At 41.3% G+C, this 20,435-nt stretch carries 23 protein-coding genes; 18 read left to right on the top strand and 5 right to left on the bottom strand.

Annotated features, from left to right (window positions below; genetic code table 11):
• Positions 1–7 precede the first annotated feature (7 nt).
• The 7 genes from MKY42_RS24940 (at position 8) to MKY42_RS24910 (ending at position 5,968) form a co-directional block, all read left to right on the top strand.
• Positions 8–802, top strand: coding sequence for an ABC-2 family transporter protein (locus tag MKY42_RS24940; RefSeq protein WP_090905543.1), 795 nt, complete (start codon positions 8–10; stop codon positions 800–802).
• Positions 803–806: 4 nt separating this feature from the next.
• The gene (locus tag MKY42_RS24935; RefSeq protein WP_090905541.1) at positions 807–2,186 is read left to right on the top strand and encodes a nucleotidyltransferase family protein; all 1,380 of its coding nucleotides are present in this window, start codon (positions 807–809) and stop codon (positions 2,184–2,186) included.
• 62 nt (positions 2,187–2,248) lie between these two features.
• Positions 2,249–2,959 (top strand): hypothetical protein, encoded by a 711-nt coding sequence (locus MKY42_RS24930; RefSeq protein WP_090905539.1) that lies wholly within the window; start codon positions 2,249–2,251, stop codon positions 2,957–2,959.
• Between the two features lie 30 nt (positions 2,960–2,989).
• The gene (locus MKY42_RS24925; RefSeq protein ID WP_090905537.1) at positions 2,990–3,619 is read left to right on the top strand and encodes an AAA family ATPase; all 630 of its coding nucleotides are present in this window, start codon (positions 2,990–2,992) and stop codon (positions 3,617–3,619) included.
• A 20-nt stretch (positions 3,620–3,639) separates the two neighbouring features.
• Positions 3,640–4,485, top strand: a complete 846-nt coding sequence (locus tag MKY42_RS24920) for a class I SAM-dependent methyltransferase (RefSeq protein WP_339845517.1) — start codon at positions 3,640–3,642, stop codon at positions 4,483–4,485.
• A gap of 40 nt (positions 4,486–4,525) precedes the next feature.
• Complete coding sequence (locus MKY42_RS24915) at positions 4,526–5,191, top strand: hypothetical protein (protein ID WP_090905534.1); 666 nt, start codon at positions 4,526–4,528, stop codon at positions 5,189–5,191.
• A 24-nt stretch (positions 5,192–5,215) separates the two neighbouring features.
• Positions 5,216–5,968, top strand: a complete 753-nt coding sequence (locus MKY42_RS24910; protein ID WP_090905532.1) for an IMP cyclohydrolase — start codon at positions 5,216–5,218, stop codon at positions 5,966–5,968.
• Positions 5,969–6,129: 161 nt separating this feature from the next.
• Here MKY42_RS24910 and MKY42_RS24905 read toward each other — a convergent pair whose 3' ends face one another.
• From MKY42_RS24905 to MKY42_RS24885, 5 genes are all read right to left on the bottom strand, one after another.
• Positions 6,130–6,441 (bottom strand): DUF554 family protein, encoded by a 312-nt coding sequence (locus MKY42_RS24905; protein ID WP_339845510.1) that lies wholly within the window; start codon positions 6,439–6,441, stop codon positions 6,130–6,132.
• Positions 6,442–6,467: 26 nt separating this feature from the next.
• The gene (locus MKY42_RS24900) at positions 6,468–6,713 is read right to left on the bottom strand and encodes a DUF554 family protein (protein ID WP_339845507.1); all 246 of its coding nucleotides are present in this window, start codon (positions 6,711–6,713) and stop codon (positions 6,468–6,470) included.
• A gap of 51 nt (positions 6,714–6,764) precedes the next feature.
• Positions 6,765–8,087 carry an amidohydrolase family protein gene (locus tag MKY42_RS24895; RefSeq protein WP_339845504.1) on the bottom strand — a complete coding sequence of 441 codons (1,323 nt, stop codon included), beginning with the start codon at positions 8,085–8,087 and terminating at the stop codon, positions 6,765–6,767.
• Positions 8,088–8,282: 195 nt separating this feature from the next.
• Positions 8,283–8,858 carry a TetR/AcrR family transcriptional regulator gene (locus MKY42_RS24890; protein ID WP_339845502.1) on the bottom strand — a complete coding sequence of 192 codons (576 nt, stop codon included), beginning with the start codon at positions 8,856–8,858 and terminating at the stop codon, positions 8,283–8,285.
• Positions 8,859–9,276: 418 nt separating this feature from the next.
• Positions 9,277–9,936, bottom strand: a complete 660-nt coding sequence (locus MKY42_RS24885; RefSeq protein ID WP_339845500.1) for a hypothetical protein — start codon at positions 9,934–9,936, stop codon at positions 9,277–9,279.
• A gap of 285 nt (positions 9,937–10,221) precedes the next feature.
• Here MKY42_RS24885 and MKY42_RS24880 point away from each other — a divergent pair, with 285 nt between their 5' ends.
• The 11 genes from MKY42_RS24880 to MKY42_RS24830 all read left to right on the top strand — a co-directional run bounded on the left by MKY42_RS24880 (position 10,222) and on the right by MKY42_RS24830 (position 20,328).
• The gene (locus tag MKY42_RS24880) at positions 10,222–10,491 is read left to right on the top strand and encodes a hypothetical protein (RefSeq protein ID WP_090903818.1); all 270 of its coding nucleotides are present in this window, start codon (positions 10,222–10,224) and stop codon (positions 10,489–10,491) included.
• Positions 10,492–10,690: 199 nt separating this feature from the next.
• Positions 10,691–11,728: an ROK family protein gene (locus MKY42_RS24875; protein WP_339845497.1), complete on the top strand. Its 1,038-nt coding sequence runs from the start codon at positions 10,691–10,693 to the stop codon at positions 11,726–11,728.
• Between the two features lie 307 nt (positions 11,729–12,035).
• Entirely contained in the window at positions 12,036–13,235 is a 1,200-nt protein-coding gene (locus MKY42_RS24870; protein WP_339853071.1) for an MFS transporter, read from the top strand.
• A gap of 187 nt (positions 13,236–13,422) precedes the next feature.
• Positions 13,423–14,385 carry a phosphatidylinositol-specific phospholipase C/glycerophosphodiester phosphodiesterase family protein gene (locus tag MKY42_RS24865; protein ID WP_339845495.1) on the top strand — a complete coding sequence of 321 codons (963 nt, stop codon included), beginning with the start codon at positions 13,423–13,425 and terminating at the stop codon, positions 14,383–14,385.
• Entirely contained in the window at positions 14,372–15,070 is a 699-nt protein-coding gene (locus tag MKY42_RS24860) for a response regulator transcription factor (RefSeq protein ID WP_179263449.1), read from the top strand. The genes MKY42_RS24865 and MKY42_RS24860 overlap by 14 nt, the downstream gene beginning before the upstream one ends.
• Complete coding sequence (locus MKY42_RS24855; protein WP_339845493.1) at positions 15,045–16,355, top strand: HAMP domain-containing sensor histidine kinase; 1,311 nt, start codon at positions 15,045–15,047, stop codon at positions 16,353–16,355. The genes MKY42_RS24860 and MKY42_RS24855 overlap by 26 nt, the downstream gene beginning before the upstream one ends.
• Before the next feature lie 157 nt (positions 16,356–16,512).
• A complete protein-coding gene (locus MKY42_RS24850; protein WP_339845490.1) occupies positions 16,513–17,364 on the top strand; it encodes an aldo/keto reductase in 852 nt (283 codons plus the stop codon).
• A gap of 77 nt (positions 17,365–17,441) precedes the next feature.
• A complete protein-coding gene (locus MKY42_RS24845) occupies positions 17,442–17,690 on the top strand; it encodes a transcriptional regulator (protein ID WP_090903813.1) in 249 nt (82 codons plus the stop codon).
• 33 nt (positions 17,691–17,723) lie between these two features.
• Positions 17,724–18,212, top strand: a complete 489-nt coding sequence (locus tag MKY42_RS24840) for an NUDIX domain-containing protein (protein ID WP_090903812.1) — start codon at positions 17,724–17,726, stop codon at positions 18,210–18,212.
• Positions 18,213–18,770: 558 nt separating this feature from the next.
• Positions 18,771–19,226: a DinB family protein gene (locus tag MKY42_RS24835; RefSeq protein ID WP_090903810.1), complete on the top strand. Its 456-nt coding sequence runs from the start codon at positions 18,771–18,773 to the stop codon at positions 19,224–19,226.
• Positions 19,227–19,335: 109 nt separating this feature from the next.
• The gene (locus MKY42_RS24830; RefSeq protein WP_339845486.1) at positions 19,336–20,328 is read left to right on the top strand and encodes a phosphotransferase; all 993 of its coding nucleotides are present in this window, start codon (positions 19,336–19,338) and stop codon (positions 20,326–20,328) included.
• The last annotated feature ends 107 nt before the right edge of the window (positions 20,329–20,435 follow it).

Raw genomic sequence — 20,435 nt, 5'->3', positions numbered from 1 at the left:
GAACTAAATGACATTAAAACTTTTCGGAAAATTAGTCTTTTTGTTAACCAAAGAAAGAATGGAATATCGCGGGGACTTCCTCCTTGCAGTTATCGCTCAAATCATTAATTATACCGGAGATTATATTATTATTTGGCTTTTCCTAAGAAAGTTTGATACTCTGGCAGGTTGGTCTTGGCCTGAAATTGCGTTGTTGTACAGTCTGGGGCTGTTCACATATGCACTAGGAGCCTCTTTTTCATTTGTGCAAATGCGGGATCTTGAGAATCAAGTGAAGAATGGGACATTTGATTCCATATTGATCAAACCCGTTAATCCATACCTATACTTGGTATGCAGGGGATTCAACTTGGGATACCTTGCACATGTGGCGATATCCGGGTCTGTGCTGCTCTGGGCACTTTTTAAGTTAAATCTGAATTTATCCGAGGTTGAAGTGCTGTACCTTATTCTCTGTATTATTGGCGGGGCCATGATTCAGGCTGGATTCATGTCGGTAATCGGAGCCGTATCTTTTATTTGGATTAGAACAAATTTTTTGTTCACCTTATTTTTTAAATTTAAGGAGTTCATATCGTATCCACTCCCTGTATTTGGCACATTCATACAAGTACTTTTAACGTTTGTCATTCCATTTGCGTTCATCAATTTCTATCCAGCTGCATTCTTGCTTACCAAAGGCACAGCGCTGTTGTCATCATGGAGCATGTGGATTGTACCTGTGATAGGTCCTCTGGTTTATTTACTCGGTTACCGTCTGTGGATGCTCAGCGTGAATAAATATCAAGGTGCAGGAGGTTAAGTCTGTGGAACAAATAAAGGAGGCCATCTCGAATCTTATACCTCAAACGGACAAAATGGGGGCCATCCAATTTGTCAGGCAACATCGATTAGAGAGTTTCGTTAGTGATCGATTCGATGGTGATTTTACAGAAGAGTTACAAATTGATCTGTATAACATCAAGAAGTTGAATGAGGATAAATTAGCTTTTTTGAAAAGAGTTCATTCAAGACAAGGAATAAAACCATTAGTTATCAAGGGGTTTACAGCGTTTTACTTGACCGGGAATACCGCTTTATTAAGGAAAAGCAAGGATGTTGATGTTTTTGCGCAAGATCCTTCCGAATTTGTCAGGATTCTGTTGGAGGATGGTTTCAATGAAATAAAGTCACCCAATCCGCATGAATATTCCATGCTAACTAAAGATTCTATTGAAATTGATTTGCATCGGCATTTTCCGATTGCTTCATATCCGAGAGATCTGGGGCAGAGGGAGTTGAACAAAGAATTAACTACGAATGAACCATTGCAGTTCGTAAATTATTTGGATTACGATTCGATCATTCATCATACGGTAGAATTGCCGGATTGTCTGATTCCTACAGTAACGATGTCAGCTTTAATCGCTTGCATTAATATATTCAATGATTATGTGACGGGTTTCGCCAAAGCTCCATCCATGAAGCTGATCGAGGTCATTGAAGTTATCGAGTTAATAGATCATCAGAATTTTAACAGAGGTGTTTTTGCACAGTTGGTTAATCTTTATGGGGCTCAAGATGCTGTGTCTTTCACTAATTATATCACCCAGGAATTATTCGGCATGGAGCTAGTTTATATGGATGGGTTAAGAACTTACTCAAAATACCCACAAATATTTTTCTGGCAATTTAACACATGGTTTATTCCTGAAAGAATTCAGGATATTACAGTGACAGATAAGTTAGACCCTATCTTCAGGGTTATGGATTCTTCGAAGGCTAAGGTCTCATGTCATGCACGTAATGTATATTCCAATAAGAGTATAAAATATCCATTATTGGGAATTGAGAAAAATAATGGCGGGGAATCACCTGAGATAGAGATGGAAGTCCTAATGAAAGATATATTATCCGTCACTGTACATGTGAATACGGACTCAGACATAGACGATGATGTTATTCATATCCAAATAGGGAAGTTTAGAAAAACGCTGACGAGAAACAAATTTGCATATTTTTCTAGGGATGTTGTCAAATATGATCGGACGGATAGAGGATATGCTGTGGAATTCAAAATCAGCCAAGAGGATATTCCTGACCTAATGAGTAATCATTATGATCATATCATTCTGTTTGTTGAACACCATCTAGAGAGACACGTTAGTAGCAATTTTTATTTTATTGATATTGTTTACCAGTGTTGATTATATGAAGGAGGGATGAATCTGAAAATGTAATCAAAATAATAATTTCCTGAGGTGATGATTTGGAAAAAGAAAAAGATTTTTTGTCTTGCCAACGAATTGGAAGAGAATTCCCCGACAGGGAATTTGAGATTAAGTTTGAATTTCAGCAAAAGGGTTTGGAATTATCTCATTATTTAGCGCTTATAGAGAATGCACTTAAAGGAAGTGGTCGATATGTAATTGATCCCGTCCAAGTACGAAGCACAATGACAACGCATTTTTTTTCTGATAACGACGTAGAGTACTCCATCTTTGAATATGAAAACAGGTTGATGTTAAAGAAAAAGAGACACGAAGTGTTACATTTGCAATCGTTCCAGGTCTATTGTAATGATGAGACATTTCTATATGACTTAAATGCTATCAAATCGGAATTGGAGAAAAACCATGTTCACTATATGGGGTGTATGACAAAGAGGCGTATCAAAGATTTTTTGCTCAATACAACGGATGGAAGGATATATTCATTGGCAGTAACAATCTGCGAAGCATACAATCAATTTCAGTACCAATTTGAAATTGAATATAACGGATATACATCAAAAATGAAACCTTCGGATAACAACCAAATTAAGGTGGTTGATGCTTTGGTTCTTACGGCAAATGATCTGTTTGAAGTGATTGGCTCAGACATGGTTCCATCTGGGGACAGAAAGTTTGAATTTGTTCAAAGATCACGACCAAACTCTGCTGAATTCAACAAGATCGACATATTGAATGAAATTTTATAAGAGAATCTACACTGGAGGTTTGAGGCGAAAATGAAGCATCCCATTTTTTTATCAGGTCCGCACGGGTCAGGCAAAACGACGTTGTTAAACAAATTAAATGAAAAACATGATATTTTCTACGAAAACGATTTTGACATTGATTTTCTCAAAGAGTTTCCCAACATCAGGAATTTGTCTGATTTTGAGCGTTGCTTAATCAGACTTTACCACAGAATCTACCTGACTAATTATGCAGACACATTAGCTGCCTCCAAACCTGAAAACGTAATCATTACATCTCGGGGAATTTATGATTCAGCTGCTTATATATCGACTTATCGGAAATTAAACTGGTTCGAAGAGCAACATTTTGAGAGACTGAAGTTCATTCTTGAGCATAGTGGTTATCAACCGTATACCATTGTGTTAAATCCGCCACCTGAAGTGGTGGCTGGAAGGCTCGATGGAAGACGAAAAGAGGGAACAAGAAAAACAAGGGACGACGTATTTTTGAGTGAGGACTCCTATGAGTTCATAGAAAATATATGCCAATTCTTTTCCGGCTTAAGAGATTCGGAGCACATTTTATATATTGAAGATAATACGGACAGTGATATTGAGAAAATACTGTCATGGGTCGATGAAATTAACGCAGATAGACCCATCTTCAATACACGATAAGAAAAGGAGTTGCACATGTTGTGGATTTAAGAGTATTCGACAATATCAGTTTCGAAAGCTTGTATGAGCGATTGGACAGTAGGTGGAATTCAAACCATGAGTTGAAAAAATATATTCATCGAGCTAAATTTGACAAGTTACTATCTCACCTAACAACTGGAGAGAGTCTGCTTGATATTGGGAGAGGCGGCTCTGTAGATGGTATACTTGGCGTATTAGCAGCCAAAAAAGGATTGAATGTGACCATAAGTAATGTGTCGGAGAAAAATCTGAAAGTGATTCAAAAATTTGCAGAGATTCAAGGTGTGAAAGAACAAATCACATTTGTGGAAGCGTTACCTTTTGAACTTCCTTTTAAGGATCAATCGTTTCAAAACGTAATTGCATTGCATATTTTGGAACACCTCCCCGACTTCAAACAAGGTCTGGAAGAAATAAGAAGGGTCAGTCAAAACAAAGCTATCGTTGCGCTTCCAACATGTTTGAATTTCTGTGCAATATCACGACTCGGTGGTGCCCATTATTTCGAGTTTTCCTGGAAGAGCCCCTTCTCGTTAATTTATGGTTCATGGAGATTGTTATACCATGCGGTAAAAGGTGACGAGGGGGTGGCGGAAGACATGGAGGAATTCGGGAGGGTTAACAAGCATTTGTGGAGATTTCCATGGAAGATGAGAAAGAGCCTGAAAGAGGGCGGGTTTGAAATTGTCCAATTTGGTCCGGATGCGATTCCACTGCCATGGTTTAATGCTTGGTTGCCTTTAATGAGAAAATTGGACAGGTTTAGTTACCATCCGATACTTAAGTATTTTGGAATGGGAAGTCATGCGGTTTTATCCAAAAAAATGGATGTTAAAAATAACTAATCAGGGCAAATCCAGTTCATTTGTAAAGGAGACGATGAAGTTGACAACTTGGAATGAATTTATCGCCTATCTGGAAACGGAGATTAATTGGGATGAACCTACGCAAGAGCAGTGCTTAAAAGTGGAAGAAGCTTTAAAAAAAATCATTAAATATCCTGAGGAAATTCAGCAACGTTGTCGGGAAATTGCAACGAATGAAGAACTCTTTAACGATTATAAACCCCATAATCAATATCCACGGATAACGATGGATAAATTCATGTTGCATATGGATACTGAAGATCGCTTTCGTGTGAGACTGCACAGGTTCAAATCCAAAAAGCATAATGGAGAGTCTGTCCCTAAAGTACACAGTCATAAGTGGATCTATTCAACCATCATTCTTGCCGGTTCGTACAGAGAAAAACTGTGGAAAGTTCTTGAAACCAATGAAGATACGATGGAAGCAAAATTGGAACTGTTAGATCAATATATGTTAAATACAGGGGATACCAATTCGGGATTGCTTGATTACGCACATCAAACTATTAATGATAGCGATGATGAGCATTGCATAACGTTGTTTATCCGAGGTAAAACATTGCAAAAGGGAGCTAAGATATTTAATTTGGATCAAGGGACTTTTTCGTATACGTTTAGTCCGGACAAGCAACTGAAAGAAGCTTATACAAGTTTGTCTAATTATCAATTTACATTCTTGCCTTAACATACGTTCGAAAGGAGATCAGAAATGAGTAGTCATGTTAATGAAGTTTTGGAACGTAATTTAAACAATCTTAGAGAAAACCAATATCCTGGAAGAGGTATCGTCATCGGTCTTACGCCTGATCAGCTGCATTACGTTCAGATTTATTGGATAATGGGGAGAAGCGAGAACAGCCAGAATCGTATATTCGTGGAGGAAAATGGGTTCGTTCGGACGGAGGCTTTTGATTCCTCCAAACTGACAGATCCATCATTAATTATTTATTCTCCGATAAAATTCTATGAAGATCATCATATTATATCGAATGGAGATCAGACAGAAACCATTTATCATGCTCTGAGTGCAGGGAAAACTTTCGAGAATGCCCTGGATGAACGAGAGTTTGAGCCGGACCCACCTAATTTTACTCCGAGAATATCTGGATTGTTGCAAATCGGAACAGCCGTACCTCGTTATAAGTTATCCATATTAAAATCGTTTTATAATGATCCGCAATACTGTATAAGAAATATCTATAATTACGAAAAAGCCATTCCTGGGCTTGGCCACTGTATAACAACCTATGCGGCAAATGGAGACCCGATTCCTTCTTTTGAGGGCGAGCCGTTTATAGTCAGCGTCTTTGACGATATCAACGAAACGCTTGATTTTTATTGGAATACCTTAAATAGGGAAACCAAAGTAGCTGTTTTAGCCAAATATATTCATGTTGAGAACGGGAAAGTCACCATTAACTGCATTAATAAGCATTCATACAGTGGAATTACCCAATCATAATTATCGTAAAAAGTCGACAATTAAATGTTGTCGACTTTTATATATTTCTGTGATAGTTTGTCTTAAGCTACAGACACGAAAAAGTTAATTTTGTTCTTACATATCATTCTCAACCCGAACTTATAGCAAAAATATCGGAATAAATAAGGCAGGCAGCAGATTCAATACTTTGATCTTTTCGTAATCTTCAAGATGTTTAACCCCGTGCAAAGCGCCAGGATGCCGCCAATCAGAGTGATTTCATTCATGATGTTCGTTGTCATGAAAACGGATAAGAAATCAGCCGAGAAGAAGACCAGCACTTCGATGACCAATAGAATGAACGCTGAGAAGATGATGCCGATCCCGAAGGTGGATGCCAGAATCAATGACGTAATGCCCGAGAAAATCGTATTAATTTGCAAAAAGGTATTATCCCCCTGTAATGCACTTTGTAGTGGCCCCAGAATCGGGATCGATCCTACGCACAACAACGAGATGGCAACCGTTAATCATTCATTTAAGCCGACGAGAATTTGGTCATGATGTTGGACAAGATGTTCTCGAAATTAATCAGTTGCCCAATGATCCCGTCTAAGGTGAGGAAGATGATAAACATAATCTGATATTGGCTGGTGGATATGCTGCTCATGGTTGTACTCATGCCTATGATGAGTGCGCTGATCCCAATCACTTGATTGAGTATGGATTTATAACCGTCATTCATGAACTTTTTGGAGATGGCCCCAAGGGTACTCCCGCACATATAATGGAAAAACAATTGATCAGTATACCAAGCATGATTTCACTTCTGAATTCACCAAACTGAGTTTAGAACATCGTCGACTTCTTTGATTCTTGTGACAGATGGTGTTTGAATTAGATTTCCCTTGACCATGACCATAGAGATGTCAGACAAGGCTTCGATATGTTCCAGCGGATTTTGCTCCATCATAATCAGATCAGCATGTTTCCCGATATCCACCGTCCCTGTAACATCATCAACGCCTAAGATCTTCGCATTGGTTCGGGTCACCATGTCGATGACCTGTTTGTTGTTCAGGTTGGCCTGTCTCATGTAGTGGTCCATCTCTCTCCACATATCATAGTGAGTCACGTAAGGCATGGCGGCATCAGTGCCTATACCAACGGTGATGTCGTTTTCGATCGCTTGCTTCACGCCTTTGAGCATGGAATCGTAGACGAGTCTGGAATTCTCTTTTACCGTTGCACTTACCTTCGTTATGCTGGTATCCAGTGTGGCGGATGGATAATCGGCTTGCAGGGTGGGGATAAGTGCGGTATAGCCATTCAGGGCATTGGGATTATTTTTGTACAAACGAATGATTTCGTCATCCATCTCCGAACCGTGCTCGATGGTATCGACGCCACCTTGTAACGCAACTCTTACTCCTTCCGTGCTCTCCACATGGGCTGCCACCCGCAGGCCAATCTTATGCGCTTCATCGCAGATCGCCGCAACTTCCTCCACCGTCATCTGTAAACGTCCAGCTTCGCCCACCATTTTCGCATCCGTCACGCCTCCCGTCACACAGATTTTGATCAAATCCACACCGTGTTTCACGTTGATGCGTACATTTTTTCGTGCTTCCCACGGAGAGTCGCCCATCAGAGTGAGGAATGGAGCACCATGTCCGCCTGTGACACTTAGGAAAAACCCGGAGACAAGCAGATTAGGGCCGACAAAGTCGCCGTTATTAATCTCATCCCGCAGCTGGACGTCCGTGTAAAAGAATTCCCCTACACTGCGCATCGTCGTTACACCCGCATGGAGTGCGGTCAGCGCGTTGCGTTTCATGCGTTTTTTCAAAACGTTTCTGCCGAACTTCGTGTTCAATATCCGATCATAGGCAAACTGCAACAAACCTTCACTGACCGAAAGACTGAATGGTTTACCATCTGCAAAGAGGTGCACGTGAGCATTAATCAGTCCAGGCATTACGTATTTACCAGCGAGGTCGATGGTTGTGTAGTGACTTGGGATATGCAACTCATGATCTCGGCCGATATCCTGAATGAGACCTTGCTCATTGACGAGAATGGTCATGTTTTTTTGCAGATTGCGGCTGGAGTCGCCGTGAATCAGATTGACATTTTTCAATGCGTAAGCGGTGTTCATGTATGTTCCTCCTTAGAATGTGGGTGAGGTGAGTAGTTGGGGTAAAAAAGATACTCTTTTCAATAGTGAATAATTAATTCATTTTTAGGTTAAAAAAATAGGCTGATCTATGATGAAGTTTTTTGCGTGCAAACCAAGTGAAGTTGATCTGATCTGCACGCTTTGTCTATCCGGCATAAATGATGAGATGGAGTGTTATTCGTTGAGACTCTTCATACCATACAGTCTGTATACATACAAAGCTTCGAAAATTTGCTTCCGGCTGTCTTCACTCATATCCCGCTTCAATAGATCCAGGTTCATGTCGATCACGTTGTATGCGAGGATGTTCAGTAAGATCAAGTTCTCCTCGGTGCCAATCTCATACCGTTTATATTGATTCTTGAGATAGGCCTTCTTGGTTTCGATCATCAGCTCGACAAGCTCGTTCTTGGCGTTGGTGTAGATGGTGCCTTTATTCTTTTCAAAGATGATGACAATCTGATTCCGGTATTTCCGTAATACGTCCACCTGTTCCTGCAACAGCGCCGACTTTCGCTCGCTATCCGTTTCCTCGAACAAGGTCTGGTTATCAAAGTGAATCGTCTCCACCAGCACATTTTTCAGATAATCCACTAGATCCGGCGGCACGACGGCGTAGAATAGTTCTTTCTTGTTCTTAAAATAAGTATAGATATTGCCCACGGAAATATTGATTTCATTCGCGATATCGCTCATCTTGGCATCCACATAGCCCTTTTCAAAAAAGACTTTGAGTGCCGGCGTATTCAATCTCTTTCCTGACTTCGTCTTTCTTGGCTTGCACCATCGGGAACGACTCCTTAATAGTGAATGGATTATTCGTTATTAGGATAGACCTTTTTGAGGTGGGTGTCAAATAGGGGAGGAAATGCCAACAATAATGTAACAAATATGCTATCTAAGTTGTAGCTAAGTGGATATTTTTTATATTGTCGGACTCGAATACAAGAAAAATTAAGCAGCTTTATAAGTGAAACTTGAAGAACCTTGATGATTGTTACAATCAACAGAGTATCCAGAAGATTCTCCATTCGAGTGACAAGTATTAGGAGACTTATGTGCATATGCATTTATAGGAACAAGAGTTGATAAAAGAAGAGAAGTTATCGACAACTTTACTAGGAATTTTATCATAATCTATAACCCATTTCTTTCTCTTTGTTAATAATTATTTAGTTATTGATTCTATTCTCTTAATGAATGCTTCTTCGTTGAGCACTTGAGTGTTAGTCGTTTCATTGAGATTTAAAGTATGGTTGTTCTCAACATCATAAAGTTCTTTGTCAATATACCCTAATTTTTCAACAGTGTTATTTCTAATATTTTTATACATATTAGTATCTTCACCCAGTATCCAATAAAGGTTTGGATATTCTTCTGCCACAGAACCAACAGCTTTTTTCAAGAATAGAATATATTCTTCATTTTCTTGGAATAACGGATTATCATTAAACAAGACTTCACTATTACCTTGTTGCATGATACTAATAGTTTCTGATACTAGTGTAGGGTCACTTTTTTGTGTACTTAGAATTTGAGCATTAAATATACTTTTAGGCACGGGTTCGGTAAGTTCACCAAGGTTTTCACGTAATACTACTTTGACAATTAAATCTGCTTGTATAACCCCATCCTCGAAGGGAAAAACCTCTAGTTGACCTTTGAAGGTTTTCTTTTCATCCGTTTCTTGATTATTAATAGGTCCTGAAGTCTGGGCATCCCCATTAACGACTGATCCTGAATTCCTTTGATCAAGTGTACCTGAGTAAATCATTCCACCTGCCATTAAAGAGAGTATGACTGTTGAAAAAACTAATTTTTTATTCATAAAGCTAACCTCCAATCTAAATTTATGTACTTTCCAATAATTAGACGGTGGAACTTATAGAAATGTTTAACATTTTTATATAAAAAAATTTAATTAATGATTTTTAATAATACTTCATAAAGCCGCATGTGTAGCAGGCAAAACTTAAAGATTACTATAAATTCAGTCAAATAGATGATTATTTTAATAAACAATGATGTGAATAGGAATATACTGGTACGTTTACGCGTACCACATCTGTTCTATAGTTATGTTACCCTCTCCTTAACAAAGGAGAGTGGTGACATGACAAGTACAAACAGCGAAGACCTGAATTCGCAGTACGCACAACTCATCAAACAAGAAGACGATTACGTCGATCAACTGGTCACATGCAACAAACTCATATTGGACGCCATGGACATCATCGCAAAGCAGGCAGGTGTGCTAGACATGAGTACCGTGAAGCAAGCAGCATATCACCTTCATTCCATGGAACAGGATCTGAACCGAAAGTTATTTAAAGTCCGGCTGGAGAAGAGCATCTTGGCCCATCAACTAAGCCAGTCTACATAAAACCACCTTAACCAAAGGACAGCGCAGGATCGTAACCAATGATCTTCTACTGTCCTTTTGCCTTCCCATCCAAACGTTTTCCTCTCCCAATTAAGCATTGACTTTCCTCCCAAATCCCCCTACACTTCAATTATTAAAATACTTTTAAAAACATTCATTGAATGGTTCGAAATGAACGAAAGGAGGCATATAACTTACCATGTTACCCACATCACACAACACCCAGCAGGTGAAGCGCATTAACGTTGAACTGGTCAAGAACACGCTCCGATCCATGGGCGTAGGCACGAAGGCTTCCATCGCGAACCTGACCAAACTTAGCGTAGCGACATGCGGCACGATCCTGAACGAATTACTCCAAACGGGTGAGATTATCGACTTGGGTCCAGATGAATCGAGCGGTGGAAGACCGGCGAGTAGGTATCAGTTTAATGCAGACTACGCCAGCGTACTTTGCCTGATTATTCGAACAGAGGGCGGCATTCACTCAATCACACATACATATGCCAATCTGAACGGAGAGATGGCGGACGAACAGACACTCTTTTTGGATGAGATTAATGTCCCGGTGGTAGAGGATCTAATTGCAAACCTGATTGAAAAACACCACAATGTGCAGGCGATTGGTATCGGCATACCTGGTGTGGCACACAACGGCGTTATTGGGATTTGCGATTTACCGGAGCTGATGTATCAGCCACTCGGGCCAAGGCTCAAGGAACAATATGAAGACGTGGAAGTGGTCATTGGCAACGACATGAACCTCACGGTCTATGGACTGTATAACCAGCAGCAATTTGAGGAAGAGAAGAACTTTGCGGTGGTGACGTTTCCAGAGAACCATTTTCCGGGTGCAGGATTTATCATTGATGGTCGGCCGCTGACCGGGAATACGCAATTTGGGGGCGAGGTGTCCTTCTTACCTTTTGGCGTGTCACGGGAAGAGCAGCTGCGAATGTTGAAATCGACGGAAGGGTTGCAGGAACTCGTCACAAAGACGCTGATCTCCATCATTGCAATTATTAACCCGGCAGCGATTGTTGTTACGGGCGATACAATGGACCCGGCTATGCGGGATGACCTGTTACAAGGCTGTCTGGATCACCTGATCCCACAGGAGCATATGCCGGAGTTAATCATCCAAAGAGACACTCGGCGCGAATATGTGACTGGGCTAGTCGCGGTAACGCTAGAGAGCCTGACCTACCGCATTCAGGTGGTTGAGAAGCAGTGGTAAAGGAAAAAGGAGCTTTTACGAGTATTCTATTTTTAGGAATAAAGCTTAACCATGTTACCTATTTCAAATGTACAAATCATTGATGCGATAACGGAGAGGGCAGAACCAATCTGAAGAACGCCTTTATCACTGTATTTTCACCTTTAGGAACGATTCAAAAAAATACAGGGATAACAGCGGTCGGAAGATGGTACTGCAATCGTAGTTATAACGTGCAATCATTTTCCTGAACACAATGGAGGAACTTATTTTGAATCAGCAAGCAGGTACGCAAGGCAACAAACGAAAGTTCAACAAGCTGTACGCCATGCAACTGGCAACGATCTTTCTGGGATTTATCGTATTTGGCATATCGGAAAATATTAAAGGGCCGGCCATTCCGCGCATTCAATTCGACTTTAATCTGGATGAGAAACAGCTCGGGACGTTACTGTCCCTAAACGCACTGGGTTATCTGATCGCTTGCTCCTTCACAGCTATTCTGGTTCGCAAATGGGGCATCAAGGCGGTTAGCATCATCTCGTTTGCCTCGATGATCCTCTCGGGTGTGTTCATTTATGTGTCTCATACCTATCCACTCTTTGCTTCATCGTACTTCTTCATGTACATCGGTAACGGCATGCTGGAGATTGCATTGGCGATTCTGGGTGCGCGGATCTTTGTGAAGAACACAGGTACGATGATGAACCTGTCCCATTTCTTCTATGGGCTGAGTTCAACGGTAGCACCTTTGCTGGCGACTGGTGTCATGTCGTTGAGCGTGTTTGGACACGAGCTGGACTGGCGCGGCATGTATCTGGTGATGTTGTCACTCTGCCTGCTGCCGATTATTGCAGCACTGCGCAGCAAGTTTCCGGGGGACGATCTTCCTCATGAAGATCGGACTTCACTGAAGACGTTAACACGTGATCCTGCCCTTTGGTTGATGGTGCTCATTCTTTCTTTTGGCGTGGTATCGGAGCTGGCGGTTGGGGGTTGGCTCGTTAACTTCCTGGAGAAAGCCTATACGTGGGACACGGTCAAAGCCTCCGGGTTATTATCTGCGTTCTTCCTCACGTTCTCGCTGGGCCGCCTGCTGCTTGGACCATTGACGGACCGGATCGGATTTGTATTGTCGCTGATTCTGTTCTCGGCTTTCTCGGGAGTGTGTACGTTCGTGGCGCTTGCAGGGGGAGAGCGTCTTGCGATTTTCTTTGCGATATCTGGCGCGGGCATAGCGATGATCTATCCTACAGTTATGGCGTTTATCGCACGCAGATATCCAAACGGCAGTGACACCGCGATTACTTTCACGGTTACCCTGATGGGAGTTGGTAGTGTCATCGGTAACTATGTGATCGGCTGGGTGATTGAAGGTGTGAAGAATATGTATGGGGCAACCACTCAGTTAGGGCTGCTGCGCGGACTTCAGGCGGGATATGGATTCATTGGTTTATGTGCAGTGATCTGTGCGGTATCTGGCGTAGTGTTGTATGTGTATTTGAAGCGGAAGCAGGAACTGATTTAGTTATCATTCTAATGGATATGAATAGCGCAAGATGGTATGGGAATCCTCGTTTTGGCAAACGGGGATTCTTTTTTTATATGGATTTCAATGTATACAAACTTCATAAATTCATTCGTTTTTATACCAGTCCTTCTTCATTTGAGTCTTGTAGTATGACTTACATCGGGATAACAAAGGGGCAGAACGAATGAAGAAAACGATTATGTTAAGCTTATTCATAGTCATTACGGCTGGAATAATCTGGTGCAGCTGGGGCTTTGTTTGGTCAGGTCAGAATCAGCCTGCCTCTACAGCTGGCACCAGCGGCTGGCAGGGAAATAGGCTTATTGCGCATGCATTTGGTGGAGTCAACGGCGCTAGCTACACAAATTCTTATGAGGCATTTATAACCAATTACAATAGAGGGTACCGTTTGTTCGAGGTTGATCTTGTGCAGACGACGGACAGGGAGCTTGTAGCCAGACATGATTGGTCTGACAGGCTACAGCCGGATTTGGCCGCTCATCGCGGACAAAACGTAACAACGCTTCAGTTTGCAAACTCGCTTATCATGGGCAGATTCCACCCGCTTACACTGCAGGACATACTGCAGCTGATGCAGCAATATCCTGATTTTGACTTAATCGTGGATACGAAAGCAGGCAGTAAAGAGCAAATTCAGCAGCAGTTTGCGCATCTAGTCAATGAGGCGCACCGAACGGATCCTGCACTGCTCAACCGGATTATACCTGAAATTTTCAGCCCGGAAATGTATGACACGGTTATGGGAATCTACCCCTTTCCAAACAAAATGTATTCACTTTACAAAACTGGCGCCTCTGCCGAAAGTATTGTAGAATTCGTAAGGGACAAACATTTGACAGCGGTTGCCATGCCCGTATACCGTGTGTATCTCAACCCCAATCTAGTTCCAGCACTAAATAAGTTTGGGGTTAAAAGCTATGTTCACACCGTCAATCGCAGACCGGTTATGCAGATTCTGGACAGATTCGGGGTGCATGGATTTTACACGGATCAGGAAGAATCACCGGAAGAGCTGATGCTTGCAGACGTTCCCTCCGGCCATGTTGATTTTCCGGGATACATGAGTTCCGGATGGGCAAGTATAAGAAATATTGTGATGAAGGTGAGAAATAATGGCTATAAATAACATTCTTGTTGTAGACGATGAACCGGAAATTCGAGAAGCGCTCGTTATTTACTTGAAAAGCGATGATGTGGATGTATTAACGGCCTCTAACGGATTGGAGGCGCTGGAAATCCTAGAACAAGAAACAATTCATCTTATTATCATGGACAACATGATGCCACAGCTCGATGGAATTAAAACGACATTTAAAATTCGTGAAAACAAAAATATACCGATCATTATGCTTTCCGCCAAATCGGAAGATAGCGACAAGATTTTGGGACTCAACGTTGGGGCCGATGACTATATTACGAAGCCGTTCAATCCGCTAGAGCTGATCGCTAGAGTCCGATCTCAGCTGCGTCGGTTTACGAATTTAGGTTCCTTCCAGTCAAACGGGGAAGAGATCATTCAAGTAAGAGGACTCGTGCTGAACAAAAGCTCGAAGACTGTTGAAGTGGATGGAGAGGACGTCAGACTGACCGCGAAGGAATACAAAATTTTGGAGCTGTTGTTGGAGAACAAGGGTAGAGTTTTTTCAATTGAAGAGATTTATGAGCGCGTGTGGAATGAACCGATCTTCGCTTCAGAGAATACGGTTGCCGTACATGTGAGAAATATTCGTGAAAAAATTGAGATCAATCCCAAAGACCCAAAATATTTAAAGGTGGTATGGGGAATTGGATACAAAATCGAGAAAAAGTAAAGCAGATCGAAAGGTTGGAATCGACCTTATTGTCATAATTGTTGCCGCGATCTTATGGAGCCTCATACTCATAAGCGAGTATTCATACGTGGGGTTGAGTCTGAGCTATTCAACTTCAAGTTTCATCCAGGCACTGCTTGCCTTTACGATTCTTTGCTTGCTGGTGAGCAGACTGTTTCTTTATTTTAAGGCACCCCTTAGTAGGCGTTCCTTCTGGCATGGCAGTGTGCTGATGGATTACTTTCATTTTTGGAGAACTGGTCTTAGAGCCAGTCTGCAGAACTGGAGACTAACGTTAGGCCTCATCGTTATGCTTCTGCTAACCGCGATAGCGGGTATTTATGTTTGGCAGGCAGCCACATATTACTACGAACGTGACTGGCACATACTTTATGTATTGCTGTATGTGCTTTTCCTGGTTCCGTATATACTTTCCAAGATTAGACGCTTTATCGCGATCATCAACGGGAGCAAAGAAATTGCCGAAGGGAATATTCAAAATGCAATTCAAGATACCGGGAAAGACGCCCTATCTGAACTTGCTGGCTATATTAACAATATGAAAGCCGGATATCAAAGCGCGCTGGAGAAGCAAATGAAAAGCGAACGGTTAAAAACTGAACTGATTACCAACGTATCGCATGATTTGAAGACCCCGCTTACTTCTATTATCAACTATGTCGATTTATTAAAAAAAGAAGATCTGTCTACGGAGACAACCCGAGCCTATATTGAAACCCTGGACCGGAAGGCGCTACGGCTGAAGCTGTTGATAGAAGACCTGTTCGAAATCTCAAAGATGGCCAGCGGTACAGTAGAGCTGGATATGGAGTACGTCGATGTCGCAACCTTGTTAACACAGGCGATTGCCGAGTCCAATACCAGTATGGGACAAGCGTCGCTCGTGATTCGGGAGAGGATCGCGAAATTCCCGATCCATGCACATTTGGACGGCAATAAAATTTGGCGTGTCTTCGAAAATTTAATTGGCAACGCGCAGAAATATTCGCTTCCAGGAACCAGAATTTATATTTATTTGGACGAGTCTGATGATCTGGTATTATTCAAAATTCAAAACACAGCTGCTTATGAAATTGATTTTGCTGCGGAAGAATTGTTCGAACGTTTCAAAAGAGCAGACGTATCCCGCCAGACAGAAGGCTCCGGACTAGGGCTGTCCATTGTGAAAAGCATCGTTGAGCTGCACGGCGGTGAGATCAAAATTGAAATTCATGGCGATCAATTCAACGTTATTTTGCATTTGCCCAAGCAGCGCTTAATTTAAACGTCATAAAACTAAGTTAACCCTCAATGCTCCTTTTCAGGATGCATGAGGGTTAACTTATCTTCAGGCTCTCTTCCAGCCCAAGCATTCATTGTGATCGGTGAACAAAGAATATTATTATGCGAATAAGTTTTCATTATTGTTAGGAGGTTAGTAGATGCTATATCGTAAGCTAGGTAACACGGAAGTAAGCATTCCTGTTATAGGCCAAGGGACATGGAAATATGGTGAAGATAAGCAGAAAGAAAAAGAGGAAGTAGAGGCGTTGCATTTTGGTATTAGGAATGGACTTACTCTGATTGACACTGCCGAAGAATATGGGAATGGTGGAGCAGAGAAAATTGTTGGTCAAGCCATCCATGGTATTAGAGATGATGTTTTTCTTGTGACTAAAGTCTCTGCAAAAAATTGTTCTTACAAAGGTGTCCTTAGAGCGGCAGAGGCAAGTTTAGAACGTTTAAAAACAAGTCATATTGATTTGTATTTACAGCATTGGCCTAGTCAACAACATGATGTTTCAGAGACGATGGGGGCCATGACTGAATTAGTTAATAAGGGATTAGTCAAATATGTCGGGGTGAGTAACTTTAGCATTCAATTAATGAAAGAAGCTCAGTACCATTTAGGAAATGTGCCTTTGATATGTAATCAAGTACCGTACCATTTAAACGATAGAAGCATAGAGAATCAGATTTTACCCTTTGCAGAAGAGAATGGGATCACAATTATGGGATATTCACCATTTGGATTTGCTCCTCATTTACATTCATTTGGTATGAAAGGTTTTCCTGAAGTGGGCTCAATAGAAAGAAATATACTCGACACCATAGGGGACAAGTACGGTAAAACAGCATATCAGGTTGCATTAAACTGGGTGTTAAGACAGCAAGGATTAGTTACGATCCCAAAAGCTGCGAACAAGAAACACATTGTTGATAATCTAAATGCCTTAGGATGGGAATTAGAAAAAGATGATATAGACCAGATTGAGAATCACTTTTCATTGTAAAAAAAGGAAGTATATTCACGCTGGCAATGGATTACGCTTAAGGTTAAATATGTTCTTATAAGGGAGGTCATCGTTTCTTGAAATTTGAATTAGGGCGTTGCTTACTGAATGAACGATTGAAGGAATCCGGAAAGTCAGCGGAATGGCTGGCAAAAGAATTACTTTTTAAACCGGAACGAGTTTACGACTTTATTGAAAACAAAAGAGTAATGCCACTCAAAATTGCCATATCAATCGCTGCTTCCATCGGTTGTGATGTTCGTGCCTTGTATGAATTAATTCCGAATGATACAAAGGCAGGGAAGTACGGGAATCATGTGGAATAAATATACAACTTTATCTTATTTGGAGGTTGTAAAATGGGGTTCCCGACACATATTGTATCTGCAGGCGGAATTGTAGAAGATGGAACTGGAAATATCCTTTTAGTAAAAGCCCATGACGACGGTTGGGTGTATCCTGGTGGGATAACTGAAGTTGGAGAAAATCTGATTGATGGTGTCATTCGTGAAATCAAAGAGGAAAGTGGAATAGACGCCACGGTTAGCCATTTAATTAGTGTTGTTTCGAATACAGCAATCCATAAGTGGTATGACGGTGTGACTGATGTCCCTACCAAGGTCATGTTTGATTTCGTATGTAAAGCTGTGGGTGGAGCGTTAGCTACTTCTAATGAAACGAGCGAATGCAGGTGGGTTCCAAAGGAACATGTTCTGGATTTGATTACTTTACCTGGAATCCGCATGCGTTATGAAGCTTATTTGAACTTTAATGGCTCTGTGAATTATATGGAGTATGTCACTGCGTCAACGACAGAATTTAATGTCAAGCTTCAAAGGAGTGTTTAGTTGTACGAGGGATCGTGTATTGAACTAACGGGAAACGAGAAAAAATGAGGAGGCAACCAATACATAATGGTCAATGATCTATACCGAAAAATGGGTCCTTTCCTTTTAAAGAAGAATCTAGTTCAGTTAGCATCTCAGTTTTTTATTTCGGCGTTAATCGGAGTTATATATACATTTATGATCATTGATGAAACTATAGGTGGATATATTCATGAAGTATTACCGAGTAAGGATGGACCGAATCTTCATCAATATTTGCCCATTGTGATCACTGTGTTAATTTACTCGTGCTTCATTCAAAGAAAAGAAAGAATTTTTATAGAAAAAATCTCATTCAGTTGTCTTCATATTTTGATTGCAATACTAAGCTGTATTTCTTCTCTTATCGTTATAATGATGGTTCAATTCCCATTGATGTAACTAACTAAATTATTCAACTAACGGGCAGGCTAGTTCACGGCACTATGCTTATGCGAAACAAATTAAAAGCTTCATTGATGAAACTATCAGATGGCAACAGGTTAAATTAATCAACGAGACGAAGAGGGGGAAATCGAAATGAAGACGATCAAGTGTATGATGGACCACCTTTACTGGGCAGACGGACGCATCTTGGACGCGCTGGAAGAGAGTGAGACGAAGAATATGGACCTTCTGAAACTCGTTCGGCACGTTGCGGTCGCGGAACGAGTCTGGCTGTCTCGATTGCAGGGCAAGGGCAGTGCGCAGTATTCGTTGTGGGAGGAAGCGGAAGAGCTGACGGCGATCCGGACGATGTTCAAAGAAAACGCTGAGCAATATCGCGTCTATATCGAAGGGCTTGAGGAATCTGAGTTGAACGAAATAATCGACTACGCGAATCAGAGCGGGGTTTCATACCGAACATCCGTCCGGGACATCCTGTTGCAGGTCCTCTTACATGGGCAATATCACCGGGGACAGATCAATCGGGCACTTCGGATCGAATCGATAGAGCCTGTCCAAGTCGATTACATCACGTTCGCGAGGCTCTAACGGGGCCTAATCTTCACTATTACTTGGAATGAGATTGGCATTGAACTTTTATTGTCATTTTATTAAGCGAGTTAGGCCATAAATTAATCTTTATTACTAAGGAGAACTAATGGACCCCAAAATAAAATTATTGTTCTTGGACGAACATGCCTCAGAAGGCGCCGCGCGTTATGGGGTCAGCCAAGAGGAACTCACTTTCATTGGAGGTTTTCAAAACTTTATTTATTCCTATAATCGCGATGAATTGAAATATATTCTCCGTTTCACTCCAAGCACTCTTCGCACATCGGAAGTACTAGTAGCAGAAATAGATTGGATTCGTTATCTTTCAGAGAGTGGTATATCAGTGTCAGAACCGATTTCTTCAATTAATGGAGAGTATTACGAATTAATTCAAGGAAATTCAATTGATTTTTACGTAACCTCCTTTAAATATGCACCAGGCCGTAAAATCGGATATCCAGAATGTCTAGGTAATTCTATACTTTATGAAGAGTGTGGACGTATAACGGGCCGTCTTCATAAATTAGCGGAGCTTTACAAGCCTACCAAAGCCAAAAGGCACACTTGGGAGTTTAATGAATACCTTTTACGAGCCGAGGATTATTTGCCGTCAGAATTTCGACCAATCCTTATTGCTCTTGATGAACTTAAAGGACAATTGGCGAGTCTGCCTGTTAATGCGGATAATTTTGGTTTGATCCACGGAGATATTAATGTAGGAAACTTCACGATCGATGAAGCTGGGGGATTAACTCTCTTTGACTTCGACGAGTGCCAGTACAGTTGGTATGTCGAGGATATTGCTATCCAGCTGTATTACTTGCTATATGTATTCGGAGAAGATTCGAAGTTCGAACGAAAGGAACAGTATGAACTTTTCATAAAGCACTTCGAGTTAGGCTATACAGAGGATGGCCGAAGAATGCCAGACAACTGGAAGGATTTGTTGAAGCTTTTCCTTAGACTTCGCGAAATCATTGTGGTTGTCGGTATGCATCGGAGCTGGGATTTAAGCAAACCAGATGATTGGACCCGCGATTTCTTGCAGGATAGTAGAATGAGGATTACTAAAGGTATCTCGTTGATCGATGAGTTATGAACCACTAAAATGGGGGGATACTCATTGAGCTAACGGTAATGATAGCTTAATAAAACCAAGAAAGCAGCTGACCAACGTTGAAGTGACCCCTTAAAGTTAGACAAATA

The sequence above is a fragment of the Paenibacillus sp. FSL W7-1088 genome (assembly GCF_037969855.1).
GTDB lineage: Bacteria > Bacillota > Bacilli > Paenibacillales > Paenibacillaceae > Paenibacillus.
The sequence above is the reverse complement of the archived record's forward strand: the minus strand, read 5'-3'. Positions and strand labels throughout refer to the sequence as shown.

Excerpts from the sequence above, each read along its gene's own strand:
- MKY42_RS24940 (WP_090905543.1), top strand. The coding sequence starts at position 8 with ATGACATTAAAACTTTTCGGAAAATTAGTCTTTTTGTTAACCAAAGAA.
- MKY42_RS24925 (WP_090905537.1), top strand. The coding sequence starts at position 2,990 with ATGAAGCATCCCATTTTTTTATCAGGTCCGCACGGGTCAGGCAAAACG.
- MKY42_RS24910 (WP_090905532.1), top strand. The coding sequence starts at position 5,216 with ATGAGTAGTCATGTTAATGAAGTTTTGGAACGTAATTTAAACAATCTT.
- MKY42_RS24900 (WP_339845507.1), bottom strand. The coding sequence starts at position 6,713 with ATGTGCGGGAGTACCCTTGGGGCCATCTCCAAAAAGTTCATGAATGAC.
- MKY42_RS24895 (WP_339845504.1), bottom strand. The coding sequence starts at position 8,087 with ATGAACACCGCTTACGCATTGAAAAATGTCAATCTGATTCACGGCGAC.
- MKY42_RS24885 (WP_339845500.1), bottom strand. The coding sequence starts at position 9,936 with ATGAATAAAAAATTAGTTTTTTCAACAGTCATACTCTCTTTAATGGCA.
- MKY42_RS24880 (WP_090903818.1), top strand. The coding sequence starts at position 10,222 with ATGACAAGTACAAACAGCGAAGACCTGAATTCGCAGTACGCACAACTC.
- MKY42_RS24875 (WP_339845497.1), top strand. The coding sequence starts at position 10,691 with ATGTTACCCACATCACACAACACCCAGCAGGTGAAGCGCATTAACGTT.
- MKY42_RS24870 (WP_339853071.1), top strand. The coding sequence starts at position 12,036 with ATGCAACTGGCAACGATCTTTCTGGGATTTATCGTATTTGGCATATCG.
- MKY42_RS24865 (WP_339845495.1), top strand. The coding sequence starts at position 13,423 with ATGAAGAAAACGATTATGTTAAGCTTATTCATAGTCATTACGGCTGGA.
- MKY42_RS24860 (WP_179263449.1), top strand. The coding sequence starts at position 14,372 with ATGGCTATAAATAACATTCTTGTTGTAGACGATGAACCGGAAATTCGA.
- MKY42_RS24850 (WP_339845490.1), top strand. The coding sequence starts at position 16,513 with ATGCTATATCGTAAGCTAGGTAACACGGAAGTAAGCATTCCTGTTATA.
- MKY42_RS24840 (WP_090903812.1), top strand. The coding sequence starts at position 17,724 with ATGGGGTTCCCGACACATATTGTATCTGCAGGCGGAATTGTAGAAGAT.
- MKY42_RS24835 (WP_090903810.1), top strand. The coding sequence starts at position 18,771 with ATGAAGACGATCAAGTGTATGATGGACCACCTTTACTGGGCAGACGGA.
- MKY42_RS24830 (WP_339845486.1), top strand. The coding sequence starts at position 19,336 with ATGGACCCCAAAATAAAATTATTGTTCTTGGACGAACATGCCTCAGAA.